The following is a 13341-nucleotide window of genomic DNA, read 5'->3' as shown; positions in this document are numbered from 1 at the left end:
ACTGTACATATAACCAATAGGGGCATTCGCACATATGGTATGAAAATAAGATGCCATGAAGGGAGCCTCAAAATGTCCAATGCTTTTGTTATCCGCTCATTAGATGAAGTGAGATTCTGGTCACGCATCATGAAGGAGCATTCTCTATTTCTTAAACTGGGATTCCGTTGTGAAGACAAGCAATTGATTCATGAAGCCGAGCAATTTTATGCTCTATTCGAATCGATCGAGAATCGCGCACATGCTTTTACCGCCGGAACAGATCCGCAAACGATAACAAAGTTTAACGAAGAAGTCCATACTGCCGTATCCCATATCTGGGCGTTTAAGCGCAAAATACTGGGATTAATCATACGATGCCAGCTTCCGGGGGGAAATAACCTCCCGCTCTTGGTCGACCATACGAGCAGAGAAGCGAATTACTTCCGAAATCGGCTGACTGAACTCAATACCGGTAGACTGGAACCGCTGCCCGATGCTATTATCGACGAGAATGTCTTCTTCCTTCGTATTATGGCTGATCACGCTAAATTTATAAGCCATCTTCTCGATCCTTCCGAACGAAAGCTGATCGATCAAGCGAATCATTTCAGCGATGAATTCGACCAATTATTGTTCCAAGCCCGGGATCTGGATTCAATGCGGCCGCAATCGCAGACAGTCCCGCTCCTGGATCAGTTCCTGGATGAGAACCGTGTATCGGTAAAATCGTTGAGAGACTTTAAGAAAACGGCGCGGGAACTGATTGATGCCTGCCGAATCAAAAGCATTATTCATCCGCTTCTGGCCGATCATGTGTTCCGTGAAGCGGATCGGTTTCTATTCATTATCGATATGTTCGAGAAGAGCTTGACGGGAAAGCAATCGCAAGCGCCTAATCCTATCGCAATCCATTGATGATACGAATGGATGATCAGAAGACGATCATCCATTTTTTTTGTCCATAAAATCAATTCAATTCTTAATCGCGACGATTTATAATAGAAATTGAAAGCGATGCCATATGTAGGAAAAAAAGATGGGAGGCGAATGGAAGTTGACGAAGAAGCGAGGAATCATGTTAGGGGTGATTTTAATGCTGCTTGTCATGACAACAACACCGGCATACGCCGGCAAGAACGGGAACAACGAGGAACAGCCTTTGTTCACTAGCCAGATTGGCATGTGGTATACCGTATGGTGGGATGACGAGTCTCCGTTCAGCTCGCATTGGACGGATTGGACCCGTTACCGCCCCGTCATAGGCGATTACAGCTCCGGCGATGCAGACACGATCCGCGCCCATATGGAGTGGATGAAGCAAGCCGGTGTCGACTTTGTCATTCTGGATGATACGAATGGCCATGGCAACGATAACGGGAATATCGCTGCGAATATCGACAGCATCTTCCGTGTCGTGGAGTCGATGCCGGAGGGGACGGCACCCAAGCTTGCGCTTGCCATTGGCTATGGCCAGTGGGGAGCCAACGATGCCGCGGCGCATCAGGCTGAAGCGGACCTTATCTATCATCAATATGCGCAGAGTCCCGTCTACTACCATTGGAAGGGCAAACCGCTTCTGGTCGATTATACGACTCCGTTCTGGTTCTATAAGTGGGACGATGAACGCTTCACCGTCCGCTTTGCAACCGGCAAAGTGTCGGATGGCGCTCCGGTTGCACCGGAGACGGGACTATGGGGCTGGGTGTTTGACCGCGACCAGAACAATGAAGAGGTAGCAGGCATTACTCCCGGCTGGGATACCGCACACTTGGGACGCGGTACGACTCCGATCGCAAGGGAAGGAGGCAGGCTGTATACAGAGCTTTGGAAGAACGCCGTCAGGAGCAATCCGGAAGCGGTCATTATTGCTTCGTTCAACGATCATGCCGAGGAAACGGGAATCGAAGCCGTGGAGCCTCGCGATGCATCCGCACCTGCCTATTTGGATTACTATGGCGATCCCGCTCCGGATTGGTATCAGAAGCTTACTGAAGGGTACGCAGGGTTGAAGAGCGGCTATAAGGAAGGCTTCTATTATAAAGAAGAGCAGAAGGAGCAGTTATACAAGTTCACGAACGGTGAATTAATGAAGACGGACACTTTGCCGCATCAGCTTCCCGTTATCGAGCTTCCGGAAGGTTATATGAACGGTAAGATCAAACCGGTGAAGCCAGACAAGGACGAGAAGGAGAACAAATGGGTTGCCGTGGATTTGTACCATTCATGGCTCGGCTATTTCAGAGGAATGAATCAGGATTGGAGCTTCAGCACACTGCTGGCGGGCGGCACGGAGAACGCAGGATTAAGCAACGGCTCCGTCTTCGATTACATCCAGCCAACCGAGATCGCGCATATGTACAGCCAGAATGAAGGAGCGGCTGATAAACCGGCTGACCGGCTCGGTTTCAAGGTTCATCCCGCATGGCAGGGGGAGAACGGCTGGGTTAATATCGACGTACAGACTCAACTGCCGCAGGAGAAGAAGCTGTATCTGACTTATATCCCAGGCAAAGTCAATGCGGCAAGCGACGGCGTCTCGGTGACCATTTTCATTAATGGCCAGCAGGCTGCCTATGATTGGATTGATGGCGAAGCGGGCTGGAAACCGAAGCGGGCAGTAGACATAAGCGAATATGCCGGTCAGCAAGTAACCGTTCGTTATAAGATCGGATGGGGACAGGAGCAGCTGGGCGATCAAGCGACGCCTGCATACGATTCCTTCTTCATCGGCGAACCGCGTATTACGACCAAGATGTAAGTTAAAGCGGGCAGCAGGGTCACTGAATATGATCCGCTGCCCTATTTTGCATAGAAGTAGGCCTGACTCGTACAAGAACAAACATGCACGACCGCATAGAATGTGGAATATTTATTTAATATAACATGAGGAGCTTAATGACATGATTACATCGACGAAAGGAAGGAAGACCCGCCAAAGATAGGTGATGAAATGAACAGGAACTTGAAGATTCCTTGGATTCACAGTATGGAATTTACCAACACGACAGAATGCGGTATGGATCTGGACACGGTATTTACGCGTATTGAAGATTTCATGTTGAAGGAGCCGCGCGCTCGCTACAATCTCATTATTGGCACGGATAGTCAAGTACATCGGGGTTTTACGAAACTGGTTACAGGGATCATCGTCCGCCGGGAAAATAAAGGGGCCTGGGCGTGTAATCGTCAGGTGATTATTCCACGCGAGATCATGTCCGTTCGTGACAAGCTTTCGACCGAAACCAGCTTAAGTGAAGAGATTGCTTGTTATTTTGACGATTGCAAGAGGAAGCAGCTTGAAGATATTGTATTGCCGTTCATCTACCAAAACGCCGCGCTTGACTTCTCCATCCATATCGATGCCGGGCAAGATAAACAATTGAGCAAAACGGCCCATTTTGTAGCGGAAATGATCAATCGCGTGGAGTCCATCGGATGGGTGCCGGTGATCAAGCCCGATTCCTATTGCGCTTCCTCTTATGCGGACCGTTATTCGAAGAGCAGCAAAATACCAGTCGTTTAATTAAGAGGAGAAGCAAGTTGCGCATCGGGCAACCTGCTTCCATTTTTGTTCGGGGAAGGTGGTCATACGCGTTACTCGAGAAGGAGTTGTCCGCTCGTTTGAATGGTGTCCAGGGAGTCCGATACCGATTGGTCGCCGTCTGCCGCCTTTTTCAGTTCGGGCTGCATATGATCGGATAACTTCCGGTGAAAATCCTTCGGCATCTTGCTCATCTCCTGATCAAACAGCGATATGACCGGCTTAATCGCGTAGAACGCCTGCAGATTATGCCCTTCGTTATCATTGATGTATTTCATCCGGATCGGATTGGTATAAGCCGATTTGGCATTGGCCCTGGCATACTCATCGCCGGTCACATAGCCTACGAATTTCCAAGCTGCTTCCGGGTTCGTCGTACTGGCGTTAATGGCGAACAGCTCGAAGATGGAATCATTGCTTCTTACATCCGGATTCAACGGGTCAACCGGAGCGGTGACGGCATCCCAGTTCTGAACGACTTTCTCCTTATGTGCCGCTTGTGACCGCTTGATATTGTTGATGAACGGATATCCTTCGATTACCATGGCAACCTTGCCGCTGATAAAAGGGTCTCGAAGCAAATAGTCTTCGTACGACACCATCGCCGGTGCTTGTTCCTCTTCCCAGTATAACGATTTCGATTGAACGGCTTTCAAAGCGCTGGCGAAAACGGTTTTCCAGGCATCGGTATTCACGGTCAGCTGCTTGCTTGTTCCATTCACGAAGCTCAGGCCTTGGGCAATTCCCATCTCTTTGCCGAGACTAAGCAGATTCTTGCTGTACATCGCTTTCAATCCATAGGTACGATCCTCGCTTCCTTCATGAGCAGGAAACCGTTCGGCCAGTTGGATAAGGGATTCCCAGCTCATTCGATCCTCGGGGAACGGAATATTATGCTTGGTAAATAGGTCTTTATTATAATAAACCGCTTTTCCGTAATAGCTCGGAGCCATCCCATACAGCTTGCCGCCGCTCAACGATTTTATGTAATCCACGACGCCTGGGGCAATTCCCGTTAAATCGTATTTGCTTTCGGCAATGAGCGTATCGAGGTCGTAGAGGTTACCTTCACCTGCTAATTGCTTATATTGATTCGTACCTAGAAATAATACGTCCGGCTTCTCGTTCGCAATGAGCTCCATAACCGGTTTATCCATATCCTTGCCTTCCTCATACGGGATAACTGAAGTCGAGATCACTTCAATATTAATGTTCGGATACAGCGCACTGAAAATGGTCCCGTATTGGGAGTAGAAGCTGGCCTCATCGTAGTACAACACCTTGATCGTCTGCTCGGCTTCCTCCGGCTCGCTGCCGATTGAGCTGCAGCCGACAGACATTACAACGGCGATAGTCAATAAAATGGCAAGCTTTATTGGCTTGAACAATCTTTTCTCTCTCTTCATCTACGTTCACCTCATAACGATATTTACCAACCGAATTAACAATAATAGGATGATCTTAAATCAGGCGTAATTATTTCTTATCATTTTCTTAAAAAGTTTGATTTCTTGCTTCACCATAGGTTGGATTGACGAGATTCGCGACATGTCATGAAAATATATTTTCATAGATTCGATAGTTGGACGTCTAAGCAAGATCACGTTCCTCTCATATATTGAATGCAGAGGAGGTGATAGAGAATGAAAAAACCTGCTGTTTCGCAAACTTTTCCAAGGCTGACGGTGTTTACTGAAGAAAATTTCCAGGGAAGATCCCGTATAGGGCGTGGAAATTTAGGCATCCGAAATTTGGACAACCTTGATATTGAGAGTCTCCGCTTCTTCTCTACGAGCTCGAATGCAACGCTGGTTTTGTTTACCCGTCCTAATTTCCAAGGGAACTTCCGCGTATTTCGCGGCAACCGCAATATTGCCGATCTGGACGATATTATTGGGGGAGAGGACGCGGAATCTCTTATTTCTTCGAATATTCGGCTTACGTTGAGCCAAATTCGAGAGATTCGCAGAACGGGCACGCTTCCGCCTGGATTTAGAGCTGTCTGATTCTAAGCTGCATACCAAAGAGCATGAAGATTTTCTTCATGCTCTTTGGTATTTTCGTACCGGCACTAGAACAGATGAATACTCCCAGTATGGATGAGCTGTGGCATTCCGGGTGTGTGAAGGTACAAGGATACCGAAGCCGCGTTCTTTGGGAAATTGGAGCTTTCTATTTGTATAAGAAATACTTTGAGAATGTGTATTGTAAGATCGTATCTCATGCTATAAAATAAGGTTGCATGAAATGAGAATGATTATCATTATGAGTGAGATCGATCATTTCAACCATTATTCAACGGGTATAGGAGTGGGAGTCGGTATGTTTAGTTCGCGTAAATGGATGGTTATCAGTATAGCGGTCATGCTTGTATTCGTATTCGCATTAACAGGCTGCGGAGCCAAAGAGGAGTCCGCGGACAACGCGGTAACGCAGCAGAACGCTGAAACAAATGACAAGTCGGAAGATGGAAGTGATTCGGGACAGAGCGATGACGGAGCCACCCGGATCGTCGAAGATGAATTCGGAAAAGTGGAAGTACCGGTCAATCCTCAGCGTGTGGCAGGTATTTATGTAGAGGACTATTTGCTGGCCCTCGGCGTTACGCCGGTCGTACAGTGGTATCATCCAAGCTGGGGCAAACAGGATTACCTCGGATTGGACGTACCGACCTTCGATATTACCGGAAGCCTGGAGGCGCTTCTGGAATACAGTCCTGATCTGATTATCGTCGAAGGAGTCGTCGATGCGGCCAAATACGAGCAGTACTCGAAGATCGCGCCGACTTACCGGTTGAAGGAAGAGATTCTGCAGGATGCGCCCGAAATATTAAAGACCATCGCCGATGTGCTCGGCATTCCGGAAAAAGCCGAGACTGTTCTTGAGCAGTACTCGCAAAAGATAAACGATGCCAAGGCTAAATTAACGAAAGCCATTGGCAATGAAACGGTAGCGGTAGTAAGACTGAACGTTGGCGATAAGACGCTTGCGCTGTTCGGCATCGAGAACCGCTACATCGGCAATATCTACAAAGATATGGGTCTAACACCGCATCCATTCGTCAGAGATATGACGGAATTCCATGAGATTCTATCCGAGGAGAAGCTTCCGGAGCTTGATGCGGACCATATCATTCTATTTCCTTCTAACGGAACGTGGACTTCGGAGGAGAATAAGGAAGCGATTAAGCTGCTGGACAGTCCGATGTGGAAGTCGGTTCCTGCGGTCAAGAGCGGACAGGTCTATATGGCGGATCGGACGCATTGGCAGTCGGGGGCGATTACAGCCAACACGATGAAAATCGATGACTTGTTAACGTGGTTTGTTAAATAGCAGCCTTACATCGAATTGAAAGCTGTTCATTCTCATGGATAAGCTTTCTTTTCTGCATACATATACAACGAATCCTACTCGAAGAGGATGATGCATATGAGGACCAAGGAATCATTGAGCCCAAATTACCGGAGTATTGTTCACGTACTATTGGATATTCGTTATATTGTTCAGCCTTCGGATGGACGGCAGAACGGACAGGTGAATGCAGATTATAGCATGCTCGTCATGACGGGCGGAACCGGCACCATAATCATGGATGGATCGGAATTCCATTTGGAGCGGGGCAGATGTTTTATAGTCAAGCCTGGCACTGCGTTTATAACCGTATCCGAAGCGAAGCGGGGATTATCCTACTATCAATTCCTCTTCAAAATATGGGATTTACATAGGACCGACGAGTGTGAGCAGATAAACGGCAGCCAATTCTTCTACGAAGGGGAGATTTCGTGCCGGCCTTTTTCTCAATGCATCGAAATCGTGGAAGCGATCTACAGGAACCGCCATACCAAAGAAGAGCTGGAAGCTTTCTATAATCATGTTCGGTTCCAGGAGCTGCTGCGATTTCTATTCCAGCAAAATCGTTCCGATCAGAGCAGCCTGTTAAAGCGGCAAGCTGTTGAGAATTCCATCGAACATATCCAGCAGCACTACCAAATGCCATGGACCGTGGAGCAGCTTGCGGATCTGGCTGACGTTGCACGGTGGCACTACACGCGCATATTTAAAGAGATTACCGGCCAGATCCCGCTCGACTATTTGAACGGCGTCCGAATTGACCGTGCGTCGCAGCTGCTGTTAACGACCGATGATCGTTTATTCGATATCGCGCAGCATGTCGGCTTCAATAATGAATACTATTTTAACCGCCGCTTTAAACAGAAGCTGGGGATTACCCCCGGTCAATATCGACGTCATCATCGGAATCATACTCGCGTGTTCGCTCCATTCCTTGAAGATTTTGTCGTAGCTCTGGGCATCACGCCTGTGGTTCAGTGCTCCCATTCCAAATGGGGTAAACAGGACTATCTCGGTCTTCATCATGTCCCGGTCATTGATCTGGCGGCTGATGACGTGGATACATTATCCCGTTATAAGCCGGATTTCATCATGCTCGATAAAGGCATGGACAAATGGATGTCTTACGATCAACTGGGCATGCTGGCCCCAACCTACCATATCAACCACCCGGAAGAGGATTGGCGCATGACGCTGCAGAGAACGGCGGAGCTGCTTGGCAAATCCGGCATGGTTCAAGAGATTATTACACAATACGAACAGAAAGCGCATGCTGCGAAACAGGCGTTAATGCGTTCGGTACGTGGACAAACCGTCGCGTTTCTGCGAATATCGGCACTTGGAATCAGCCTTTACTCGGGACCGGATCACGGCTATACAGGACCTGTCCTGTATAAGGATCTGGGCTTGGCTCCGCATCCTCTGGTGGGGGAACTGACGAAGAATATCCGTAAGATTGTGCTGGAAGGGGAATGGCTTGAACGGCTGGATGCCGATCATCTGTTCATTACTTTTGACAAACGCCATTCCATTACAGAGGGCGAAGAAAGGAAGATTCTGCAATCACAATCGTGGCTGGAGCTGCCCGCAGTGATGAACGGCTTCGTATATGAAGTGGATTTTCTAACCTGGATGAACTACGGTATCCTCTCACACGGCAAAAAGATTGACGATGTGATGAAAGTGCTCGCTTAGTCATTCTGGTTTGCTAGTGCCGAGGTGGCGTGATTGGTATGTATGTGACTATTGAATAATGAAACGAGCTTCATAGCTTATAAGGGGTATACAGTAAATGGGAATCGTCATTAAAAATTCAAAGACGGATGGACTTCGTTCACGTCCATGGGCGGCGACGTTTATTATATTCGGCGGATTGATTGCCTTGGCGATAGGAACATCGTTGTCCGTCTCGTTCGGAGCGGCCGATATTAAATTGGCTGTGGTGTGGGAAGCCATATTTAATTTCAATCCCGAAGTAACTCAGCATCAGATCATTTACGAACTGAGACTTCCCCGTGTCATTGGCGGGGCTGTGACTGGAGCTTGCTTCGCGGTGGCCGGAGCGATCATGCAGGGAATGACGCGTAATCCGCTTGCGGATTCCGGCCTGCTAGGGCTCAATGCCGGAGCCGGTTTCATGCTGACCCTCTGTTTTGCGTTCTTCCCCGGTCTTCCATTCATGTATCTGATCTTGTATTCGTTCATGGGGGCAGGATTAGGAACCGGTCTGGTATATGGCATTGGCGTGATGGCCAAAGGAGGCTTAACGCCGGCCCGGCTAGTGCTCTCCGGTGCAGCGATTAGCGCGCTGCTCGCAGCCCTTAGTGAAGGGATCGCGTTATATTTTGGAATCGGCCAAGATCTCGCGTTCTGGTATGCGGGAGGCGTTGCAGGCACGAAATGGTTCCAGTTAAAGGTTATGTTACCTTGGATTGCTGCGGCAATGCTCGGTGCGTTGGTACTCTCGCGTTCGATAACGATGCTCAGCCTCGGTGAGGATGTCGCCAAAGGACTCGGGCTGCGAACGGCGTGGGTTAAACTTCTGGGAGCTCTGCTGGTTTTGATACTGGCGGGTGCAGCCGTATCGGTCGTTGGTGCGGTCGGCTTCATCGGACTCATTATCCCTCATATGACCCGTTTCTTGGTAGGCGTCGACTATCGCTGGATCATACCGTGCTCGGCGGTGCTGGGGAGCCTGCTGGTCATGTTCGCCGATCTGGCGTCCAGAATGATAAATCCACCGTTCGAAACGCCTCTCGGGGCGTTCATTGCGCTCATTGGCGTCCCATTCTTCCTTTACTTATCGCGTAAAGAAAGGAGGGAACTGCACTAATGCAAATCGTTTCGAAGCCTGCGGCTGAGCGGCGCCGGCGACAACGGGGGATAACCGTCATGGCCATTGTCGGGCTGCTCATTATCGTTACTTTCGTAATTAGCATGAATACCGGATTTATCCGGCTGGCGCCGTCCGATGTGATTGAAACGTTCTTCGGCATGGGTACGGAGAAGCAATCGCTGATTCTGTTCGAGTTCCGCTTGCCGCGCATCGTGATTTCCATCTTAATCGGTGCAGGACTCGCCGTAACGGGCTGCGTGCTGCAAGGCATATCGCGAAATGCGCTGGCCGATCCAGGCATTCTGGGCATTAATGCGGGAGCGGGACTCATGGTGTTATTATTCGTCTCTTACTTTCCGTTAACTGCAGCTGCACCGCTTTTTCTACTGCCTGTGCTGGCTCTGACCGGGTCAGGGCTGACGGCAGCATTGATTTATGTACTGACCTATAAGCGGCATTACGGCATATCGCCGACCAGGCTGTTAATGACCGGCATAGCAATAGGTGCTGGAATCCATGCGGCTACGATCGTATTGACGTTAAAATTAAATCCGGACAAATACCAGTTTGTCGCGAATTGGATGGCAGGCAGCATATGGGGCGCGAACTGGAAGTTCGTGCTGGCGCTTCTCCCTTGGATTGCAGTACTGCTGCCCTATATTTTCTTCAAGGCACGGATATTGAATGTATTGAGCTTGGGCGATCAATTGGCTAGCGGTCTTGGAGCCGCGGTTGAGAAGGAGCGGCTGAAGCTGCTTGCCTCTTCGGTCGGACTTGCAGGAGCATGCGTTGCCGTAAGCGGCAGCATTGGTTTCGTCGGGCTAATCGGACCGCATCTGGCGCGCCGGCTCGTCGGTCCGCAGCACCAGCTGCTGCTGCCTACTGCGGCGTTGACCGGCTCCTTGCTCGTCATTGCAGCCGATACGATTGGCCGCTCCATCCTGCAGCCATCGGAAATTCCGACGGGTGTCGTAGTCGCCGTCATCGGAGCGCCGTATTTCTTATACTTGCTGGTGAAATCGCGATTATAAGCTTCACATGAAGAAGATCGATACAATAGGAGAGTAGAATCTTAATGTTTCGGAGTTTTTTTTGCGTATTACCATCCCTATAAAAAGTCTATGACTAATCTATCGAAAAGAAGATCAGTTATTGACATTCTACCTGGATTAACTATTATACTAATCATGGTTGTAATACCAAATTCAAGTGAATTTATAAAGTGATTAGAGGGAGGTATACGGATGCATAAGGATGAGTTGTACCGAATAAAAGATGAGCAAACCCGTCAATTGACGACGTTCAACTTGAGCACGAGACACAAGACGATCTGGGTACGGAGAGGCGAGACTGTATCGGCAGGGGAAGTAATGGGAGAGGGGTATATCGCACAAATCTGGATTACGTTCCCAGGATGGTTCTGGGCCCATTGGGATAAGGACAAGCCGGTCAGCCAATCGATTTTGAAGACGCTGATTATGAAAATCTACTGGGATGGAGCGAAGATTCCTGCTGTCAATGCACCGGTAGGAGACTTATTCGGTAACGGCCTCTGCCAGATGGCAAGCTTCGGATCTAGCCGGTTTGGCATGTCGAGCGGCGGTTTCTTTATGAAGTTTCCGATGCCATTCAAGAAAGGATTCCGGATCGAATTCGAGAACAAGGACTCGATTATCGATACGGATGTGTTCATGAATGTTCTCTATCAACTCGATAAGCTGCCAGAGGATAGCGGTTATTTCCATGCGCAATTCCATACCGGCCGCAATGACGGACCGTCACCGGTACTGATTGCCGACATTCAAGGGAAGGGGCATTATGCGGGCTGCTCGCTTGCCATGCAGGGGAGGGATAAAAACTATCTTTCCTTCTTGGAAGCGCCAGAGTACATATATATTGACGGCGGGCAATCGAACGAGCCGACAATCGTTGGAACGGGGCTCGAGGATTACTTCCTTGGAGGCTGGTACTTCCGGGAAGGCGTGTTCACCGGACAGCATCACGGCGTCGTCGTTAAGGACGCATTGACGTCGAGTGTCGCGATGTACCGGATTCATGAGACCGATGCGATCCGATTCCGAAGCAGCTTCCGGATGGAATTCATCAATCCCTGGAAGGCAGAACATCTGCTGCCGTTCAGTTATTCCGCCGTTTCCTATATGTATGTCAATACTCCGGAAGGTTCCGGTCCGCCAATTCCTGCGCTGGAAGAGCTGATGTGCTGGTACCGGATCAAGGATACCGATCATCAGAGCACTCCATAAAGCCGCGCGGACGAAAGAAGCTCTCCCCATTAATTATGGGAGAGCTTCTAATGTGTCGCCGGGGCACGCCGAGCCGTAGGATTCGCACTTTACTACGTATAATGGCTCTTATAAACATTAAGTATCCGAGAAGAAACGTTATTAATAGAAAATCTCTGTTTAACTGTCAAGCTCCCGATTATCCCTAATTCGCGGGCCCGTATTGGATTGCTTAACAGGCTATTAATGTCTGCCGTAAGCTTATTGGCTGTTGTCGGAGTAAAAGCACCGTGGTCGCCAAAGTGACATTGAATCATTTTATTCATATTTCCCGGATGCACGATACCGCAGTATCCAGCGACGCCTACTGCAACAACGGGTTTGGCGCATGCCATTGCTTCAAGGGCAACTCGCCCCGTGCCTACTACAACATCCGCGGTATAATAGGCATGCTGGATATTAGACATTGGAGGACGAATGATGATCGCTGTTCGGCCAAGACGGCGATTGACATTTGCCGCAAGCTGAACCAGGTTTGTCCGAGAACCGGGTCCAATTAGAACGGCTATAAATTGATGGTTGTATTTGGCGATACGTTCTGCTGCTAAGACCACATTTCTGGCTATGGGATATTTGTCAGGGGAGAATCTACCGGCGTACAGAAGAATTTGGGCGGCTTGGGGTAAACGAAGTGCCGTTCGCCAGTGATTTTTATTCGATGCAGTGCGGTACGTTATGACGTCAATTCCATTAGGGATCATCTGGATCTTGTTAGCGGGTATTTTATGGTTCAGCAACCATCTAGTCAGCTTCGGCGAAACCGAAATCACGCGTTTGGAAGTCCTAGCTGCAGCTAATAAGGCAGCCCGATGATGATAAGTACCATGAACGGTAACGATTAAAGGGATGTTATACTGCCGTGTTAAGGTTGCTGCAAGAGCAAACGACCTAGAATCATGCGCGTGGATCAGGTCGTACGATCCTTTAGCAATAATCGAAGATAATAGGGATTGCTTGTTGAAATTTGTTCCTGTTGGCAAATAATGAAGTGCGATTCCCGCTTTTATAAATGAGCCTGCAAGCGGTCCTTTTTTAGATGCGACACCGACCCGAACCCCGTGTGTTAGTAAACTTCGGGATATAGAAAGAATGTATTTTTCAGTTCCTCCAAAATTCAGCTGCGATACCAACATTAAAACTCTCATTTTTCACCATCCCGAGTTACCGATTACAAGATAGTCTATACTATGAAAATAGTAATTTTCATGAGAGGGCTGTTTTCATGAATAGGTAAATAATGGGCGGAATTGACGATAGACATAACACTTAAAAATCGCTTAGTAGCGACTTTTTTTGTTTTTAGGACGCAAGTTCTTGTCAAAATGAGT

Annotated in this window: 11 protein-coding genes; 9 read left to right on the top strand and 2 right to left on the bottom strand. The window is 48.7% G+C overall.

What is annotated here, in order from left to right; genetic code table 11:
* Positions 1–72: 72 nt before the first annotated feature.
* From L1F29_RS18550 to L1F29_RS18540, 3 genes are all read left to right on the top strand, one after another.
* A complete protein-coding gene (locus L1F29_RS18550; protein WP_258383545.1) occupies positions 73–897 on the top strand; it encodes a DUF2935 domain-containing protein in 825 nt (274 codons plus the stop codon).
* Between the two features lie 139 nt (positions 898–1036).
* Positions 1037–2740, top strand: a complete 1704-nt coding sequence (locus L1F29_RS18545; protein WP_258383544.1) for a glycoside hydrolase family 71/99 protein — start codon at positions 1037–1039, stop codon at positions 2738–2740.
* A gap of 228 nt (positions 2741–2968) precedes the next feature.
* On the top strand, positions 2969–3505 hold the full coding sequence (locus L1F29_RS18540; RefSeq protein ID WP_258383543.1) for a ribonuclease H-like YkuK family protein: 537 nt from the start codon (positions 2969–2971) through the stop codon (positions 3503–3505).
* A gap of 71 nt (positions 3506–3576) precedes the next feature.
* Here L1F29_RS18540 and L1F29_RS18535 read toward each other — a convergent pair whose 3' ends face one another.
* Positions 3577–4929 (bottom strand): ABC transporter substrate-binding protein, encoded by a 1353-nt coding sequence (locus tag L1F29_RS18535; protein ID WP_258383542.1) that lies wholly within the window; start codon positions 4927–4929, stop codon positions 3577–3579.
* Between the two features lie 237 nt (positions 4930–5166).
* Here L1F29_RS18535 and L1F29_RS18530 point away from each other — a divergent pair, with 237 nt between their 5' ends.
* From L1F29_RS18530 to L1F29_RS18505, 6 genes are all read left to right on the top strand, one after another.
* Positions 5167–5529 (top strand): hypothetical protein, encoded by a 363-nt coding sequence (locus L1F29_RS18530; RefSeq protein ID WP_258383541.1) that lies wholly within the window; start codon positions 5167–5169, stop codon positions 5527–5529.
* A 316-nt stretch (positions 5530–5845) separates the two neighbouring features.
* Positions 5846–6856: an ABC transporter substrate-binding protein gene (locus L1F29_RS18525; protein WP_258383540.1), complete on the top strand. Its 1011-nt coding sequence runs from the start codon at positions 5846–5848 to the stop codon at positions 6854–6856.
* Between the two features lie 96 nt (positions 6857–6952).
* The gene (locus tag L1F29_RS18520) at positions 6953–8569 is read left to right on the top strand and encodes a helix-turn-helix domain-containing protein (RefSeq protein ID WP_258383539.1); all 1617 of its coding nucleotides are present in this window, start codon (positions 6953–6955) and stop codon (positions 8567–8569) included.
* Between the two features lie 97 nt (positions 8570–8666).
* The gene (locus tag L1F29_RS18515; protein WP_258383538.1) at positions 8667–9707 is read left to right on the top strand and encodes a FecCD family ABC transporter permease; all 1041 of its coding nucleotides are present in this window, start codon (positions 8667–8669) and stop codon (positions 9705–9707) included.
* Positions 9707–10741 carry a FecCD family ABC transporter permease gene (locus L1F29_RS18510; protein ID WP_258383537.1) on the top strand — a complete coding sequence of 345 codons (1035 nt, stop codon included), beginning with the start codon at positions 9707–9709 and terminating at the stop codon, positions 10739–10741. Before L1F29_RS18515 ends, L1F29_RS18510 begins: the two co-directional genes overlap by 1 nt.
* A gap of 213 nt (positions 10742–10954) precedes the next feature.
* Positions 10955–11974 (top strand): glycoside hydrolase family 172 protein, encoded by a 1020-nt coding sequence (locus tag L1F29_RS18505; protein ID WP_258383536.1) that lies wholly within the window; start codon positions 10955–10957, stop codon positions 11972–11974.
* Positions 11975–12066: 92 nt separating this feature from the next.
* Here L1F29_RS18505 and L1F29_RS18500 read toward each other — a convergent pair whose 3' ends face one another.
* Positions 12067–13158 carry a glycosyltransferase gene (locus L1F29_RS18500; protein WP_258383535.1) on the bottom strand — a complete coding sequence of 364 codons (1092 nt, stop codon included), beginning with the start codon at positions 13156–13158 and terminating at the stop codon, positions 12067–12069.
* Between the last annotated feature and the right edge of the window lie 183 nt (positions 13159–13341).

Source organism: Paenibacillus spongiae (genome assembly GCF_024734895.1).
Taxonomy (GTDB): Bacteria; Bacillota; Bacilli; order Paenibacillales; family Paenibacillaceae; genus Paenibacillus_Z; species Paenibacillus_Z spongiae.
Note: the sequence above shows the minus strand (reverse complement) of the source record. Positions and strands in the feature narration are given on the sequence as shown.